At 43.1% G+C, this 18,548-nt stretch carries 13 protein-coding genes; 12 read left to right on the forward strand and 1 reads right to left on the reverse strand.

What is annotated here, in order from left to right:
• Nucleotides 1–7 precede the first annotated feature (7 nt).
• The 12 genes from WC955_06065 to WC955_06120 all read left to right on the forward strand — a co-directional run bounded on the left by WC955_06065 (nt 8) and on the right by WC955_06120 (nt 18,120).
• Nucleotides 8–934 (forward strand): hypothetical protein, encoded by a 927-nt coding sequence (locus tag WC955_06065; protein ID MFA5858613.1) that lies wholly within the window; start codon nt 8–10, stop codon nt 932–934.
• Nucleotides 885–3,521: a beta-galactosidase trimerization domain-containing protein gene (locus WC955_06070; protein MFA5858614.1), complete on the forward strand. Its 2,637-nt coding sequence runs from the start codon at nt 885–887 to the stop codon at nt 3,519–3,521. The genes WC955_06065 and WC955_06070 overlap by 50 nt, the downstream gene beginning before the upstream one ends.
• Nucleotides 3,522–3,716: 195 nt before the next feature.
• Nucleotides 3,717–9,809, forward strand: coding sequence for a FlgD immunoglobulin-like domain containing protein (locus WC955_06075; protein MFA5858615.1), 6,093 nt, complete (start codon nt 3,717–3,719; stop codon nt 9,807–9,809).
• Between the two features lie 6 nt (nt 9,810–9,815).
• On the forward strand, nt 9,816–10,322 hold the full coding sequence (locus WC955_06080; protein ID MFA5858616.1) for an NUDIX hydrolase: 507 nt from the start codon (nt 9,816–9,818) through the stop codon (nt 10,320–10,322).
• 39 nt (nt 10,323–10,361) lie between these two features.
• A complete protein-coding gene (locus tag WC955_06085; protein MFA5858617.1) occupies nt 10,362–10,805 on the forward strand; it encodes a PPC domain-containing DNA-binding protein in 444 nt (147 codons plus the stop codon).
• 80 nt (nt 10,806–10,885) lie between these two features.
• Nucleotides 10,886–11,551, forward strand: coding sequence for a helix-turn-helix domain-containing protein (locus WC955_06090; protein MFA5858618.1), 666 nt, complete (start codon nt 10,886–10,888; stop codon nt 11,549–11,551).
• 1 nt (nt 11,552) lies between these two features.
• Entirely contained in the window at nt 11,553–12,905 is a 1,353-nt protein-coding gene (locus WC955_06095; GenBank protein MFA5858619.1) for a TolC family protein, read from the forward strand.
• A gap of 46 nt (nt 12,906–12,951) precedes the next feature.
• Nucleotides 12,952–13,890, forward strand: coding sequence for an efflux RND transporter periplasmic adaptor subunit (locus tag WC955_06100; protein ID MFA5858620.1), 939 nt, complete (start codon nt 12,952–12,954; stop codon nt 13,888–13,890).
• 5 nt (nt 13,891–13,895) lie between these two features.
• Nucleotides 13,896–16,994 (forward strand): efflux RND transporter permease subunit, encoded by a 3,099-nt coding sequence (locus tag WC955_06105; protein MFA5858621.1) that lies wholly within the window; start codon nt 13,896–13,898, stop codon nt 16,992–16,994.
• A 240-nt stretch (nt 16,995–17,234) separates the two neighbouring features.
• The gene (locus WC955_06110) at nt 17,235–17,423 is read left to right on the forward strand and encodes an ORF6N domain-containing protein (GenBank protein MFA5858622.1); all 189 of its coding nucleotides are present in this window, start codon (nt 17,235–17,237) and stop codon (nt 17,421–17,423) included.
• Between the two features lie 17 nt (nt 17,424–17,440).
• Complete coding sequence (locus WC955_06115; protein MFA5858623.1) at nt 17,441–17,734, forward strand: hypothetical protein; 294 nt, start codon at nt 17,441–17,443, stop codon at nt 17,732–17,734.
• Nucleotides 17,735–17,769: 35 nt separating this feature from the next.
• Nucleotides 17,770–18,120 carry a hypothetical protein gene (locus WC955_06120; GenBank protein ID MFA5858624.1) on the forward strand — a complete coding sequence of 117 codons (351 nt, stop codon included), beginning with the start codon at nt 17,770–17,772 and terminating at the stop codon, nt 18,118–18,120.
• Between the two features lie 14 nt (nt 18,121–18,134).
• Here WC955_06120 and WC955_06125 read toward each other — a convergent pair.
• Nucleotides 18,135–18,548, reverse strand: a 414-nt coding sequence (locus tag WC955_06125) for a hypothetical protein (protein MFA5858625.1), incomplete at its 5' end; no start/stop codon positions are given.

The following is an 18,548-nucleotide window of genomic DNA, read 5'->3' on the forward strand; positions in this document are numbered from 1 at the left end:
AGTATTGTTGGCAGCGCTTATCCTTAAACCTTTTATGTCGAGTGAACATAAGATTGCTAAGGTTGAGGTTGATATCGTATCTTTACCGCCTGAACAGTCGCTGGGACAGGCAATAGGGGTTGCGTGCCAGGCGGTTAATACACGAAAAACTGAGATTAATATACCCATAACCTTAAGCGTGTTTTATACAAACGAAAAAGAACCGGTAATGCTATGGTCATTACGCCAGGATGTTAAACTAAAAACAAATGAAGCAAAAACTGTAGTATTTAATTATCTAAACACCAGTGATAATAACCGTATTGGGCAGTATACAGTAAGGGTTGAAGCTTGGTCAGGGTTTAAGAATAACAGGTACGGGAAAAGGTTGAGTTATGACGAGAAAAAGTATTTATTACGTGAAATGGTTGATCAATCAACGATGTCAGCGGTTACTGAAGGCGGTGTAACTCTTTATCCCTCACAGGAAGAAGCTGTAAAGCCGGAGAACAGTAATACCAATGCGGGTGCAAATCCTGCGGGGTATAATGACCTGAACGCGCAAGCGCAGATGCAGTTATTGCAACAGCCGCCAAAACGCGATGAAACAGTACCCGTAGCAAATGCGGAAGTATTGATTATATACCCCGAAGGTAGCCAGGTGATAACCAAACCTATGGATATCTGGTGTGATTTACGTAATACAGGGAATACGATGTATGAGTTTGGGGTTGAAGTAAAAGTTGTATATGGAAAAAAACTGATTAAATTTATTGATGATAAGGTTAAACTTGATGTCAACCAGGTATGCAGGTTTAAGTATGATTATAATTTTGCGCAAACCGATGTTACAGGTAAATATACAGTTGTTGCTCGGGTTAAGAAAAGGATAGGTGAAAAAGTTTATGTTGTTGACCAGGAACGTAAAGATTTTATGGTTGTTCACAGTGAATAATATATACCGGGTTTTAGCGGTTTCAGCGGCAATAGTATTGCTTATGTGCGGGGTGTCTTCCGCAGAAAAAATTGATGCTGGTGCAAATGTTTCAAAAATATCGGTAATCAGCGAAAATGTTAAACCGCCGGTTATCGACGGTGATCCCGAGGATTATGCCTGGCAGACAGCTGACCCGCTGGGCCGGTTTTATAATGTTGACGGGGTATCGCTTGCGCGGAAACAAACAGAAGTACGGGTTGCTGTAAGTAAGGATAAATTGTATATATTGTTTAAATGCCTTGACCCGCGCGCTAAATGGTTAAAAAACGATGTGTTGGCTCGGGACGCACGTGTGTGGGATAATGATTGTATAGAATTTTATGTTTCACCGCAAAGCGAAGCAACATTTCATTTTGTTATAAACTCCACGGGTACTGTATTTGATGAACAAATTATTGTGGTTGAATCCGCAAAGGGTTTCGAAAAAAATGCGGAATGGAACGCCACGAATGTTGTTGTAGGAAATAAGGTCTACGACGATTACTGGGTTACGGAGATAGAGTTACCGCTGAAAGAAATCGGCGGGGATAGTATTGAAAAATTTGACTTAAACTTTTGCAGGGAAGAAAAGGAGTTATTGGAGAACAGCGCGTGGTCCGCTACGGAAGGAGGGTTTTATCAGCCGGATAGGTTTGGTATCCTTGACTTAAAAGCCGGGATAGTAAAACGTGAACCTGTCACCGCAAAAAATGCTGCACCGTATACTATTACCCGGGAAAAAGAGGTTTTTAAGGAACTTATTTCTTCATCAACCGCGGGATACGTAGTTAATTCGTGGTATCACGATCTTGGAATAAGCAACCTGCCAAAGTATTTACAGGAAAAGTTGCAGGATAAAACTGAGCTTGAGAAGTATGTCACAGCTTTTATGGAGGAAGTGTATAACGCCGGGTTTCTTGCCCCGCGAAAAGGTATTACCCCGGGAGGCAGTGAATTTATAGCATTAAAAAAATGGCCGCGTATAATATTTTTGGAATCATCGCCATTGGTTAACGTAGCAGAAAAAAATGGTGCGGAAGTAGTATTCCCGAGTACTACCGGAAGAAAAAGGGTTTCAATCATTGATCCTCTATATGTAGACGCTATGGTAAACGAACTTAAAGCGTATGCAGTTAAGTATTCAAGTGACCCCGCAATCCTGGGTTTTCGCGGGATGGATGAACCACTGGTACGGATCCCGCAGAAAAGTATTGCTGTAAAAAGTAAGAATTGGAAAAAGTATGAGGAAGAAGTAAAAAGTGTTTATGGTTACGGAAAATACGGGATACCATATATAGACGATCCGGAGATAGTAACGAGTAAAGATGTTGCGTTTATGTGGCTGGCGTATAACCGCTGGGCAGCGGAAAAGTTTTTCCAGGCAAAAAAACGTGCATATGATGTTATGAAATCTATAGCACCGCAAAAAAAGTATCAGCCATGCGATTACTGGTTTATGGGCGGGTTCAGCCCGTTTAATTTTTATAAAATGTCAGACGCGGGTGATGAGTTTGCGTGTGATCCTTACACAACATCAGCGGATAAAAAGCATAACCGCACACCTGGCCGCGGGTTGTTTAACCACGGGTTTGGGACTAAGTTTTTGTCTGATATGGTTGGGGGTAAGCCCGTATGGGCTATTGTCCAGGCATTTTTTTATGATGGTTACCGCCCGACGGATGAAGATATGCGTGAATGGTGCAGCCAGGCGATTAAGATGGGTGCGATGGGGATTGAGTACTACGCAAATGATTGCCCGTCAATAACTGATCCTGAACGGTGGAAGATGATGCTGCATATTGCCAAGGTGTATACCAGCATGGGAAAAATTAAACTCCCGGAAAAAACCGGGACGGCAATACTGTACTCCGCAGATTCATATTTTACAACCGGGTACTCATTGTTAGCGGATGAAATTTATACTGTATATTCGTTACTTGGCGAAAAAAACGGGTGCTGGTTTAACTTTGTGTGTGATGAGCAAATTGAACAGGTAAAAGGCGTGTTGTCTAATTATAAAGTTTTATACGCGCCGTTTTGTGAGTATGAACGTGAAAGCGTGGTTAAAGAAATTGATAGCTGGGTGCTTAACGGAGGAACGTTAGTGGCGGGAGACCCCCGGGCGTTTAGCTGGAATATAAACGGCGAATCACTGGATTATTACCGCGAAAAAATATTGGGGATAAAACTTGAAGGAGAAGATAAAACGGACTCAATCATTTTTGAGGATGATACCGTGTTTTCAAGCGCAAAAAAAGGCGAGAAATATGCGGTGCTTGGGTTACAACGGGGAAGATATAAGGGATTGGTTAAGTTCGTAAATAAGGTTACAGTTACAGATACAACCGCCAAAATTGTTGCACGGTTGGATAACGGAAACCCGGGGATTATAGTACGCAACTATGGTAAGGGTAAGGTAATATATTTTGCGGCAAATCCGTTTTCCCCGCAGGTTTTGCTGGATGAACCTAAATGGGCGGCAATTGTTGGGGATATAGAAAAAATGGGTGGCGAACCCGCAAAGTTGCCAATTTGGAACTTTAGAATACCCAAACCCGTACATTAACTATAAATATATTTTTAACTACTAAAAGTGTAATATTATTTACATAAACATAAAAATAATTGTAATGTATCTTAAGGAACTTATTAACCTTTTGCATAGTCATATATAATAAGTGTTAATAAAGTATGCAGTATGGCAAAGTGGTTGCTAAGGTTTAAGTAAGGTATTTATATTTTAATAAAATGAGGTATTAAAATGAAAAACGTTTTGTTGGCAATAGCTCTAATACTAAGCTTTTTGGCAGTATCTTTTGCCGGTGGAGGAAAGATCGACGGTGCAGCACCGACTGCCGGAATTGATGGTAACCCTGATTTTCTTACAGGTTACAATAATCCCGTATTTTCGCCGGATAGCAAAAAATCCTTATTTGCCGGTAGTGATTATAACGGGGTGTATTATTACGACTTTGATTCAGGTACTATGAACCAGATAAGCGCAGGGAAGAGCAGCGGATATAAATATTACTGGTCAAAAGACGGGATGTTTGCGGGATTCAAACTGTTGATTGAAGCAAAACCTGACGAATTTCTTCAGGTGCCTGTCATCTATAATGTCAATACAGGTAAATCCAGGTCATTGTCTGCGCCGGTACATATCTGCGGGATACCATCATTTGCGGATAACGGCGATATTGCGTTTTCAGTAGATAACGAAATAACTGTGATGAACGACAAATTGCAAGTAATACATAAAATAGCAATCCCGGAATACGCGAATGTAACCCCAATCTCACCCGATGCAAAACGTGTAGCGTTTAATGACCGGGATGACCAAATATGGGTGGTGAATGTTGACGGATCCGGGTTAAGAAAAGTTACTGACGGTGAAACCGGATGTTTTATGCCCGTATGGTCACCTGATGGAACTAAGTTATTGATGAATACTATCAACGGAAAAATTAAGGTTGTTGTTCTTGATACGGGTAATGCGTATGAGATAGATACCGGCGATAATCCGCGGTGGTTGAATGACAGCGCGTCTATTGTTTATACCACAAAAAGTTTTAATACTTATGTCCTGACAAAAACTGCGATTATGATGGCGGCGTATAACGGTACAGGGAAACAGCAGGTTTCACCGGAGGAAGAAAAGTTCGCGGGTGACTGCACGGTATCGCCTGATGGGAAGAAGGTTTTGTATAAAGATTATTTTACCGGCAAGTTTTATACCGCACCGCTAGTTACTTACAATACTGTAATTCAGCAGGGTAGCGGTATTATTGGTGCGGGGAAGGTTAGTATCGGTACGCAAAAACAGGAACTTCTTTTAGATACTCAAAAAAAAACGGCGTTAATCGACGGAAACGTTAAGGATGAATTCCAGCCAATAATTAATAACTCAACAGTACTGACCGCGAATCTGGCATACCAGAAAATGACGGGGATACCGTATGTTCACCAGGTGTATGACTCCCCAAACTGGTTCGCAGGTAACTGGGCATGCGGGGCAACATCGTCGATAATGGTGATAGGGTATTACAAGATTGTTAATTATTGGGACTGTACATGTTCGAGCCCGTATTCGCATACATCGCATTATGGGCGGTATATATGCGAAAAATATACGTTTAACGGGGTTACCTACAGTTGGGCGTCTAAAGATCCGGATGGGGTTACCGCATACGGCGGGTATGGGTTTATCACAAAAAATAATTGGGCGGATACAAAAGGCGGGATCCGTGATTATTTAAAAAACCATAAGTTGTCAACGTCTGTGACTGACTGGAGCCCGACTTGGGCTGAATTGGTTAGTGAGATAAAAGCAAAACGGCCGTTTGTATTATTGAATATGTTAACCAGTTCAGGGCATTATATTACTACTATCGGATATTCGGATTCATCCCGTGCAGCTGTTTTTAATGATCCGTATGGCAACAAAAACAGCGGGTATATGAACTATTCCGGTGCCGGCGCGATTTATGATTGGCCAGGGTATAATAATGGGCATTCTAACCTTAACACAGTTTCTTGCGTTATTTATGGGAGAGGGTATACCGCAGCGACGGCTCCTGCCGCGCCATCAACTTTTTCAGTGGATTACAATGAGTCCGGTTATGGAACGGTGATGAAGTGGTCAGCAGTATCCGGTGCCACAGCGTATAAAGTTGGACGCCGCCCGTCCGGCGGGACGTGGACCTACTGGGATAATATTACTACCGCAAATGCAACGGATATTACATGGCCCGGGATGTATCATACCCACGGCGCGGGTAAGTTTGACTTCGCGGTACAGGCAAAAAACAGTGTTGGCGCGTCAGCATGGAAGTATATCAACGCCGTAGTGTCGCCGGATCAAAGCATTCCCGCCACACCGGCAGGATTAATAGCTACATCGGTTAGTCCCAGCCAGATAAAACTTACATGGACAGCGGTATCCGGTGCTAGCGGGTACACAATATATTGTTCTTCGACAAAAGCTGAGCTTGAGGATAAGTGTTACAAAAAAACGCCGACTGGTGATGGCGGTACATGGGCAGGGTTGGCATACGCTACTGACGGTGATCGCGGGAATACGAACTACGCTTCTATTTCTGACGCTGCAGCGGCTTCTATATGGGTAACACTTTCACCGGCACAGGAAATTCATAAGTATAGTTTTCGTTTCTATGATGCGGATAACAGAATATACGAGAACGTTTATGCGCGATGGTACGATACCGCCGGAGCGTATCACAACCCGCATGGATGGCGCGCGTACCGCACAGGCGGAGCGTATCGTCTAAGCGCTACAGCGGATGTTAAATGTACCAAACTAGGTGTTTCATTTGGTGCGAATGCCGGAAATACCAGTAATGGCGCAAATCATGTTACCGTTATGGAAGCGCATGGAGGGTACCTAACAAAAACAACAGGGACTACGTATACTGCCAGCAGCCTTAAATCCGGTACAGCTTATTACTTCCGTATTGATGCGTATAAGTCAGTATCTCCGGAAACATTGTCGTACTCCACAGTTATTGTTGCAACAAATACGCTTGGTTCGGCGGATACTACGGCACCGGCGGTCCCGGCACTTGTTTCCCCGGCGAATGCCGCGAGTTTAAACACAAGCGTGCCGGTATTTGATTGGTCCGATGTAACAGATGCATCGGGTGTGAAATACAAACTTCAGGCGGATAATGACAGTGATTTTTCATCTCCAGTAATAAACCAGGCAGCATTGACAGCATCGACATACTCGCCAACCGCGGGTTTGGCAAACGGTACGTATTACTGGCGTGTTTGCGCGGTAGACGGTGCGGGAAATACCAGTACGTGGAGCGCTGCACGCAGTGTAGCGTTGAATGTAACGGGAACGGATACTATACCGCCAATGAATCCAACGGGGATTCAAGCCTGGGCTAACGATACCAAAGCAACGGTGGTAGCGAATGATACCTGGCAGAAAGTTGATGCCGGGCCGTATTTTGAATGGACCGGCGCGAGTGATGCCGGGACGGGTGTTAGTGGTTATACTGTGTATTGGGGTACAAACTCGGTTGGTGATCCGGGTAATATCCAGACAATAGTGGAACAAGCACCGGTAAAATATTTTGCAGTACCCGCAACTGCGGAGAAACCGTATTACCTGCGTGTAAAAACGCGGGATAACGCTGGTAACTGGTCTGCAGCAGTAACATTATTTACATTGAAGTACGACAATATACCGCCGTTAGTGCCTAACCTGGTATATCCTGCTAACGCGACATTATTTACGGTAAACAAGGTAAGCTTTACCTGCAGCGCAGTAAACGATCCGTCCGGATGTACGTATATGCTGCAGGTAGACAACGCATACGGGTTTACATCGCCGGAAGTAAACGTGCCAAACCTTACCACAGCGGATATTGTCAACACAAAATATGAACCATCGTATACGTTTACTGAAGGGACATATTTTTGGCGTGTAGGTACCAAAGACGGGGTAGGGAATACAGGTAACTGGTCCACCCCGCGGTCGTTTTATATAGATACCGCGGGCCCGCAGCCGATAACAACGTTAACCGCTGCACTCGAAAGCGGGGGTGATATAAAACTCAGCTGGACCTCCGCACGTGATACCGTAGGACAGATAAGCTCGTATAAGATATACCGTTCGGAAGTATCAACCAGTATTGGTACACAGATCAACGCGGGTGAGGAAAACGGTGTAGCCGAGTACATAGATGCCGGGACAGGTTTAATAGAAAACGGGGTGTACTACTATGTAGTGATGCCCGTGGATAATCTTGGGAATGTAACCCAAACCGGGAATAATCAGGTAAGTATTACATGTAAGAAAGTCGGGGTGTCTCTCTCCGGAATAACCGCAGTACCTCCGGTGTTCTCTCCGAATAATGATGGGTTAAAGGATGCCGTGACGATATACTATACGCTAAGCCCTGCGGGTAAGGTTTCAATGAAAGTGTATGACCAGGACAATACAGTGGTACGTACAATAATTGATAAACAATCGCGGCCCCTGGGTAAAAATTCGGAAGTCTGGGCTGGGATAGACGATACAAACCAGTTTATCATAGACAGTAGTAAGTATTATGTGCGTATAACTGCGGTTGATGCGGAAGGTAACGAGTCGAGCCCGCGGGATGTGGATGTTGAGATAGACATTACCCCGCCCGAGATTAGTTCGTATACGTTAACGAACTCGGCGATCTCGCCAAACAACGATGGAGCGTATGATTCTACCATAATAATGTATGCATTGTCGGAACCCGCGAAAATCACGATGACAGTAAAAAATGAATCCGGGACAACTGTGAAAACAATAACGTCAAATTCCCGGCGTAATGCGGGGCGTACAAGCGAAACATGGGATGGGCGTAATGACAATAACGAAGTGGTATCTGACGGGAAGTATAAAGCATTCTTATATGCGGAAGATGATTGCGGTAATGTGTGTGAAGAAGAAGAAGTTGAGATAGTAGTGGACGCAGCATCCGGCTGGATCCTTGGTTATGTGTACAACGAAACCACAGGGTATGGTAATATCGCAGAAAACCGCATCGGTAACGCAGAGCTGACGCTTAATACCGGGCTGACCGCTAGTTCGTCAGCAGATACGGAAAAAAAGGGTTTATACGGATTTTATTCTCTTACGGAAGGTGAGTACGAGATAGCTGCATATGCAAAAGGGTATCAGTCAAAAAACATAACTGTGACAGTAGAGGCTGGAAAGATAAAATGGAACAGTATCGGGTTGGTATATGTAGGTAAAACCGATAATGAAAGCCCGACAGTTGAACATACACCGTACAGCTACATCGGCCTTGTAGGGACAAAATTGAGAATTACTGCTGGTATTGAAGACAATGTTATTATTGACACAGCTAAGGTAGTATACAAACTGTTGTATACCAACGGTACGGAATCAGAGGAAGAAGAACGCACAATGATCGGTGTGGATAGTATGTATTACGTAGACATTCCAGCAGATGAAATCGTGAATACAGTAGCGTTGATAAAGTACCAGATTTTTGCATATGACGGTGATGAAAACGAAACTGTCTCCCCTAAGTCAGGACAGTATCATGAAGTGATACACCGCAGTTTGATAGAAAAAACGGTCCTGCCCACAGGCGGACGTGTGGTAATAGCGGATGGTAATCCTGAAGACGGTGAAGTAGAAGTAAAACTTCCTTCGGGGTTGAGCAGCAGTAATATTAATGTAAGGATGATGCAGAAGGAAGTAACGTCAGTGCCAGCGGTAAAGAGCAGCCAGTTGATTACCACGGGAATATCCTTGCCTATAGCGGCATACGAGATTGATACTGATGTGAAGACACTGACAATACCCGCGGATATAACCTTGTTGTACTTTGACGTAGATGATGATGGGATAGTTGACGGTACGGACATAGATGAAACACGGTTACAGGTGTACTGGCATGACAGCAATGACTGGCGGTATGTTGGCGGAGTGGTGAATACTGCAAAGAATACGTTAACGGTAAAGGTAAGCCATTTTTCGTTATTCGGTATATTCCCTTCAGCATCACTAAGCAGCATTGATGCGGAACAGTTTAAACCAAAAGAAAAGATTATCACGCCTAATAGCGACGGCTCAAACGACTTCGCGTGTTTCAACGGTATACACAACTACTGGCAAGCATTAAGTTTGGCTGATAGTACGCAAGAAATGAGTTGGGTAAAGATATTTGATGTTCAGAACCGTATGGTGAGGACGATAGAGAGTATAGATATATGGGACGGCAGGAATACCAACGGCGAATTTGTGGAGAACGGTATATATATCTACCAGTTTGTAATCAACGGCAAGACTGTCACCGGATCGATAGTTATCGCAAAGTAAAGAATTATGATATCCCGGTTGATGTATAACGGTAAGTATTTAAAAGTCAGGCGGGATACCTTAACACTTCCCAATGGTAAAGTTATGGATATCGAGTATGTAAACCATCCCGGTGCGGTGATTATTATCCCGTTTCTTTCCCCGTCAAAGATTGTTATGATAAAACAATACCGTCCTGTTGTAAGGCAGTACGTCTATGAACTTCCCGCAGGGACAATAGAAAAAAATGAATCCCCTGTTATATGCGCAAAACGCGAGGTTATAGAAGAAACGGGTTATCGTGCAGGAAAAATCAGGAAAGTCGCGGATATATACCCTTTGCCTGCGTATACCGACGAGGTTATTCACCTGTATAAAGCTACACAACTGAAGTATGTCGGGACAAAGTTTGATGATAATGAAGTTATTGAAAATGTGGTTGTCACAAAACGTGAAGTAAATAAAATGTTTCGCCAGGGTAAGTTTGTTAACTCAGAAACTATCAGCGTGTTCACGCTCTGCGGATGGTTATAGGGTATTGGTTGAAATAAAATAGAAGGGTAATGGAATCATATGTTATATTCTCAAGCGCGGATGGGCCGTGTGTTTGTTATACGCCTGGAAGACGGTGATGTAGTGCATGAGTGTATAGAACGTTTTGCACGGGTAAAAAAAATACGTTCCGCTGCGGTGATTATGGTCGGTGGTGCGGATAAGGGCAGCAGGATTGTTGTTGGCCCCCGTAACGGCCGTGCGAAAAAGATTGTGCCAATGCCGTACTTGTTAAATAATGTATACGAAACCGGCGGGGTGGGGACTATATTCCCGGATTCAAAAGGTAATCCTGTCCTGCATTCACACAACTTTTTTGGGAGAAATAATGTCACACGGTCGGGGTGTGTAAGGCTCGGCGTTAAAACCTGGCATATAATGGAAGTTGTGATAATAGAACTTACCGGCACATGTGCTTCAAGAAAAAAGGATAGAACTACAGGGTTTGAACTTCTGATACCATAACCAAGCCTGTATACAAAAATTGTGCTTGACAGTTTATACCCATAATGATATTATGACTGACCAGTCAGTCATAATGATAGGTGGCAGTAAAACGTACCGGTTTATCCGGTATTGTTTATCGCAGGAAGAATAGGTTAATGAATAAAGTTAAACTGAACAAAAAAGCGTTGATACTTTCCGCTGCAATGGATGTCGTAGCGGATAAAGGGTACCACAAAATGTTAGTGGAAGATATTGCGCGCCATGCCGGTGTTGCCAAGGGTACGGTGTACCTGTACTTCAAAACAAAAGAGGAGTTGTTCCACGCGTTGATAGGGAATACGTTTAATGAAATGTCCGGGTTTATCCTGGCTGCAGAAAAGTCGCCCGGCAGTGTGCGGGATAAGTTAAAAAAAATGCTGCAGTTACAATCCGAGTACGTACAGGCTAACCGTAAGGCATTAAATATTATTATGCGCGAACTACAGAACATGGATACGTCTATTGGAAAAGCTCATGCGCTGGTGATGAAGAAACAGTTTACCGCTGTTTTTGAAAGTGTCGGGCGTATTATTAATAGAGAAATGACGGGAAATAGTGTTGTCACTCCAAAACGCGCGGCAATACTGTTCTTATCGATTGTACAGGCGATGACATTATCAAAAGAAGGTACACATGGTATTGGCCTTAAGGACAAGGGAATCGAAGATGTATTAGATATATATTTTAATGGTATTGGTAAATACATGAAAAAGTCGGGGGAATAAGATGAAGCTGTTTACTAAAAGGATAGTTATTAATACTCTGTGTTTAAGTACTGCGCTGGTAGTATTATTAGCAATAACCGCTGTTGCTGCAGAAAAACTTACGGTAGATAAATGCGTGGATTTAGCGCTAAAAAGTTCGCAGGGAATCAAAATTGCGGAACAAAAAATGTTATCCTCAAAATATGCTGTTGATGAGGCTAGTGCGCGTAACTTCCCGGATTTTACTTTTATGGCAATGTACGTAAAGATGAGCCCGATGCCGGAAACTAAAACGTCGTTCCAGATGCCGGTTGGGGTTAATCCTCTAACAGGATCAATTATTTATGCGCCGGTATCGTTCAATATAAAGACAGGGTATGATTATCTTTACGATTTCAAACTTTCTGTCTCGCAGCCGCTTTATACTTTCGGGAAAATAGGGTTAGGGGTAAAACAGTCAAAAATTGGTTATAAAGCTGCGGAGGAAGAACTGCGCCGCGCAAAAAATGAGTTGGTATTCAATACCAAACGCGCGTATTACGGGTTGATGCTTACCCAAAAAATGGTGGCAATCGCGGAAGAAGCTGTAAAAGTTACTGACGAGCATTATAAAACTATGCAGTTGATGTATGAAGACGGAAAAATATCGAAGTACGATCTTTCCCGTATAAAAGTACAGCTTACCAACGCGCAGGTAGGATTGATCCGCGCAAAAAACGGCGGGCGTATGGCAAAAGAAGCGGTGGAGGTTATGCTGAAAACTAGTTTGGATAATTACGAACTTGAGACCGAGTTTGAGTATAACCCGAACGCTGCTGTTATAGAAGATGTTTTTGCGGAAGCTCTTAAAACCCGGCCTGAACTTAAACAACTTGGGTTTCAGGAAGATATTATGAATTTATTGGTTAAACTTACCAACGCGTCAGGGCTGCCGAACCTCGCATTATCCGCATCAGCGGATTATAAAATGCCGTATTATACCGAAGAAAAATGGGATAGCGCATGGAATGCAAGCCTTGTATTCAACTGGCCATTAAACTTCTATACCGGCGCTAAAGTTAAACAGATGAAGACGAATGTGGAAACAATGAAGCTTACCCGTTCTCAGGTGGAAGACGGTATACGTTTGGAAACAAAAAAAGCGGTGATTGACCTGAACGAAGCTAAAGAGCGTATTGATGTACAAAAAGAAAATGTTGAATTAGCAAAAGAAAATTTGAGGATTGCGGATCAGCGGTATAAAGAAGGGTATATGTCGTATGTAGACGTCCGGGATGTACAGCTTGCGTTGACACAATCTGAAGTAAATTATTACCAGGCGTTGTTTGATTATAATATCGCACAGGCGTCATTAGTAAAAGCAGTAGGGAAATAATTATATATTCTGGAGTTAGTAAAAAAGAAGGAGTGTTTAGTGTTTTATGCGTAAAGTAATTATTTGGGTAGTGGTAGTCTTGTTTATAGGCCTTATAGGGTACAGGGTAACAGTTTCAATTGGAAAGTTTACAAAAAAAACTGTGGCAAAAACTGAAGATACCGGCGTACCTGTGGAAGTTGTGAAAGTGCGTACAGGCGATATCGCTGACCGGCTTAACCTCACGGGTAATGTTATGGCGAATGAAACGGTTAACGTGTACGCAAAAGTTCCGGGTAAACTACAAAAGTATTTGGTAAGCGAAGGGGATAATGTTGCCGTCGATCAGGTTGTTGCGATGGTAAACCGTGACGAGCCGGGGTTTGATTATGCGGAATCACCGGTAAAAACTAATATTGCGGGGATCGTATCAAAACGGTATCCTGACATTGGCGCGTTGGTATCCCCGGCAGCAGGCGGCGCGGTAGCAATGGCTACGCCAGTAATTACTGTCGTTAATATTGACAAAGTTAAGGTTGTAGTTGACGTCGTAGAAAAAGATGTTGCTAAAGTTAGTAAGGATTTATCTGCACAGGTAAAAGTTGATGCGTACCCCAAACGTACGTTCACAGGAACCGTTACGTCGGTCAGCCCGATGATTGACCAGATGAGCCGTACCGCGAAAATTGAAATTACAGTGGATAACACGGAACGGTTACTCCGTCCCGGGATGTTTGCGAATGTAGATATTCTGGTGAGTTACCATTCAGGGCGTATACTTGTACCGGTAAAGTGTATCATAGAAAAACCTGATGGAACAAAACGGGTAATGGTAATAAAAAGCAATATCGCGGAGGACCGGGCGGTTACCGTAGGGTTTACTGATAACAATAACGCAGAAATCCTATCCGGCCTTAAATACGGCGAGTACGCAGTTTCTACCGGGCAGCAAAGGCTTACTAACGGGATAAAAGCTGCGATTATATCCGGTGGGGAGAAAGAGTAAAGTATATGTTTATATCAGAGTATTCAATAAAAAAACCAATAACTGTTTTGATGGCCGCAATTGCGGTCATCGTACTCGGGGTGATAGCTTTTACACAATTAAAAATTGATTTGTATCCCGATATGTCATTCCCGATGGCGGCGGTGATAACGACGTATAAAGGTGCAAGCCCTGCCGAGATCGAGTCAATGGTTACACGTCCGTTGGAGAAAGTTATAAGTACTGTTACCAACATTAAACAGGTATCTTCACAATCATTTTCTGAAATGTCACTGGTGATGGCGGAGTTTAACTGGGAAACAGATATGGATGCTGCCGGGATAAACGTCCGTGAAAAGATTGATATGATCAAAGGTATGATGCCTAAGGATATGTCTAACCCGCTGGTGTTCAAGTTTGACCCGTCAATGATGCCGGTCATGATGATAAGCCTTACTGGCCCGCAAAGCCCCGCGGAATTGCGTATGCTGGCGGATGATATTGTTGGGCCCGGGATTGAGCGTATTGAAGGCGTTGCTTCAGCAACGGTTAATGGCGGGTTACAACGCGAAATACGGGTGGAACTTAACCGTTCACGCGTATACGGGTTTGGGTTGTCGGTACAGCAAATTACAGGTGCAATCGGGATGTCAAACCTTACGCTTCCCGGCGGTGAAGTTGAGGACGGGGATATGAGTTTTTATGTCCGTACTGTCGGGCAGATTAGAGAAGTTAAACAACTTGAGGATGTAGTGGTGGGAAACCAGGCTGGGGTTCCTATATATCTAAAAGACGTGGCGGATATTAAAGATGATTATATAGAACAAACCCAGTACATACGCATAAACGGTATGCCGGGGATAATGATTCAGGTACAAAAAGCTTCCAGCGAAAATACTGTGCAGGTAGCGCGGAGGATAAAGGCAAGTTTTGACAAAATTAAACGCCAGTTACCCCAGGGGTGTGATATTAAACCAATGATGGATACATCGATATTCATTGAAAAATCAATAGGTAACGTACAGAGGTCTACTTTGGAAGGCGGGTTACTTGCGATCATTATTATCCTGATATTCTTACGTAGTTTCAGGAGTACGTTTATTATATCCTTAGCCATACCGTTATCTGTTATTGCAACGTTTGTACTGCTATACTTCGGTAAACTTACATTAAACATTGCTACGCTTGGCGGCCTTGCGCTGGGTGTGGGGAGGTTGGTGGACGACGCTATAGTTGTGCTGGAAAGTATTTACCGGCATATACAAAAAGGTGAGTCACCAATGGACGCGTCTGTTAACGGTGCAAAAGAAGTCGGGCTAGCAGTTATCGCATCAACAATAACAACTGTTGTGGTGTTTGTCCCGATGCTGTTTGTCACCGGGTTGGCATCTATAATATTCAAGCCTATGGCGTACACAATATCATTTGCGTTAGTAGCGTCACTGGCAGTGTCACTGACAGTCATCCCGTTGTTGACATCAAAGTTTCTTCATGTACAAAAAACGCAAGGTAAGTTTTTTAAAACGTTAGAAGCGTTTTTTGATAATGTTGATACGCAATACCAAAAACTTATTGAATGGGCGCTTGGGCATAGAAAAATTGTTATTTTCGGTGTAACAGGTTTGTTAATTTTAAGTTTTGTACTTATCCCGTTTGTGGGTACCGAGTTCATGCCGTCAGCGGATGAAGGAGAGTTGTCTATAACAGTCAAGATGCCGTTGGGGACAAAACTTGAGAAAACTAATACTGTAATGCAGCAGGTGGAAGAAATTGTTATGAAGAATACGCCTGAGCTTGATACCATGCAAATGCGCCTGGGTACCAGCGGTAGCGGCCTTGCGGCATTAGCGTCATTATTTACGGGTGGCGGCGGGTCAGATACCGGGTCACTAAGAATTTCGTTGGTAGAACTTTCTAAACGTAAACGTTCAACTGAAGAAGTTACTGATGCTTTGCGCCCGTTATTAAAAAATATTCCCGGTACGGAAGTTAAGTTTGGAAGCGGGGCAGGCATGGCGGTAGGTATGATGGGCGGTTCGGCGTTACAGACAGAAATCCGGGGTTATGATTTTGGGGTTACACAAAAACTTGCGGAACAGGTGAAAGAACTTATGACCGGCCTTGCGGGGGTTAAGGATATAAGTATCAGCCGGGAAGCCGGGTTACCGGAACTTGAGGTGGTTGTTGACCGTAAACGCGCAGCGGCACTGGGATTATCCGTTGTGCAGATAGCGTCTTCGTTACAGACGAATATGGAAGGAAGTATCGCGTCATTGTACCGTGACCCGGAGGTAGGGAAAGAATATAATATTTTTGTGCAGTTAAGGAAAACTGACCGTTCGACGATCAGTGATTTAGATAAAGTATTTGTAACATCACCAATGGGTAAACAAGTACCGTTGTCGAACCTCGTTAAGATTGAACGCAGGACAGGCCCGTCAAAAATTGAACGAAAAAATCAGGTGAGGATAGTTACGGTATCCGCTAATGTTATTGGCCGTCCATCAGGAACGGTGTCGGAAGAGTTGAAGAAGCTAATCCAGCAAAAGGTTGTTATACCGGCAAATTATAATATTGATGTAGCAGGAAGTTATAAGGATCAGCAGAACGCGTTCAGGGACCTTCTGTTTGCGTTACTACTCGCTATTCTTTTGATATACATGGTATTAGCCTCACAGTTTGAATCATTTATTGACCCGTTCATTATTATGTTTTCAGTTCCACTGGGTATCATCGGTGTGATCTGGGGATTGTTCCTCACAGGGTATACGCTTAACGTTGTATCATTCATCGGTATAATTATGATGGTTGGGATTGTGGTATCCAACGGTATATTGCTGGTAGACTACACAAACCATCTCCGCAGGGAAGGGATGGACTTGTATAAAGCTGTTGCAATCGCCGGGCATACGAGGTTACGGCCGATATTGATGACCACGTTGACAACTATAATTGGGATGCTGCCGTTAGCTTTGGGGATCGGTGAAGGCGGCGAGATTGAAGCACCGATGGCAGTGGCTGTTATTGCAGGGTTGACGGTTTCTACATTTTTAACACTGGTATTTGTTCCGACGTTATACACTGTTATTGAGGAACGGTTTAAACACAGAACTAACGTAGAATAAACAGCAAGGATAGGTTTTAGTGAAACAAAATAACTCGCCAAACTTGTTCGGTAAACTGGTGTTTGAATAACAATTATGTAGCAAGGTTAATTATAGCAATCATATACTTTTGAAGAATAACACTATTTGCAATTTGACAACGATGTCGAGTCATGTTATTATTTTACACGGCTTTGGCATATTGCATACCTCATGGTATGGGACGATGAGGATTCGAGTGTTATTTAAGAAGAGGTATATATGAACAAAGTACTTGTTTTGCAAGAAAGTATTGAAAGTAAGATTCTGTTAATCCGCGGGAAAAAGGTAATGCTGGACCGTGACTTGGCTAATCTCTACGGAGTAGATACACGAGTATTAAACCAAGCGGTAAGAAGAAATATTAAAAGATTTCCCGTTGATTGTTTACTCTTACACGAGACGAGATAAGGAACTTATCACAAATTGTGATAAGTTCAAAGATTAAACACTCGCCAAATGTATTCGTGTTTACTGAGCAAGGCGTCGCTATGTTATCCGGAGTTTTGAATAGCAATCGTGCTATTATAGTAAATATCCAAATAATGCGGACATTCACCAAGTTAAGAGAAATTATTGCTACACATAAAAACCTGCAACGAAAAATTGATGATATGGAAAAGAGATATGACCAACAATTTCAGGTGGTGTTCAAAGCAATCCGGCAGTTGTTTAGTCCTAAACGGGAAAAACCGAAAAAACAAATTGGGTTTCTGAAATAACTTGTGTCAAAACAAGGGATGTAGGTTGTGAACATATGGCAGAACCCGGTGAAAAAGTTTTGTTCTCGATATGGTATACCACTAATGATTCAACTGCAACGTACCGCGCAAGCGTTATTCCCAGGATTGACGATAAACCCACGGGAGAATATATAGAAGTGTTCTCCAATACTTCAGACGGCGAGTGGAGAGAACTGTCATTAATTTATACTGCCAGGGCGCGAGTAAACAGTTTGAGTTTTAATATTAAACCGCTAAACACGCATAAACATGCGCGGATATGGCTTGACGATGTGATAATATCAAAATTGCCGGTGTCTAAACTATCATTTTTGGACAACGAAAATGTTGTGATTAACAAATCCGGAGAAGACGCGCCGGAATAGAATAATCCCGGATTTTACCAGCTGGTATTGGCCATCATCATTACCTTCCCGACAAATGTACCGTCGGGAAGAATGAAACATAGCGGGTTGGTATTTGTTCCATCTGTATCTTCCGGCCAGGGGATATCATTAATTGAGTTAACTTTTACTGCACCCGAAATTTTGTGTGGGTCAAATTCTTGTAATGCCTTACCCACAGTTGATTCTTTCTTTATAGCCTTCATCCCGATACCGGGGAATGATGAGGTGGTTATAAGATCACCCGGAAGAATCTTACCGTTTTGCGTGCATACTTTCACGGGTACACGGCCGCAGAGCGCAATGTTTACAGTACCTTTTGTTTTTTGTTCATCCAAATCATTATTACCCATAACGGTGAACGGTTTTGTGGATATCACCCCAAGGACGTTGGGGTTATAGGGTATACC

The organism is Elusimicrobiota bacterium, from assembly GCA_041658405.1.
Taxonomy (GTDB): domain Bacteria; phylum Elusimicrobiota; class UBA5214; order JBBAAG01; family JBBAAG01; genus JBBAAG01.

Coding starts and splice junctions, on each gene's coding strand:
- WC955_06070 (MFA5858614.1), top strand. CDS start 885: ATGTTGTTGACCAGGAACGTAAAGATTTTATGGTTGTTCACAGTGAAT.
- WC955_06100 (MFA5858620.1), top strand. CDS start 12,952: ATGCGTAAAGTAATTATTTGGGTAGTGGTAGTCTTGTTTATAGGCCTT.
- WC955_06080 (MFA5858616.1), top strand. CDS start 9,816: ATGATATCCCGGTTGATGTATAACGGTAAGTATTTAAAAGTCAGGCGG.
- WC955_06105 (MFA5858621.1), top strand. CDS start 13,896: ATGTTTATATCAGAGTATTCAATAAAAAAACCAATAACTGTTTTGATG.
- WC955_06110 (MFA5858622.1), top strand. CDS start 17,235: ATGAACAAAGTACTTGTTTTGCAAGAAAGTATTGAAAGTAAGATTCTG.
- WC955_06085 (MFA5858617.1), top strand. CDS start 10,362: ATGTTATATTCTCAAGCGCGGATGGGCCGTGTGTTTGTTATACGCCTG.
- WC955_06075 (MFA5858615.1), top strand. CDS start 3,717: ATGAAAAACGTTTTGTTGGCAATAGCTCTAATACTAAGCTTTTTGGCA.
- WC955_06095 (MFA5858619.1), top strand. CDS start 11,553: ATGAAGCTGTTTACTAAAAGGATAGTTATTAATACTCTGTGTTTAAGT.
- WC955_06120 (MFA5858624.1), top strand. CDS start 17,770: ATGGCAGAACCCGGTGAAAAAGTTTTGTTCTCGATATGGTATACCACT.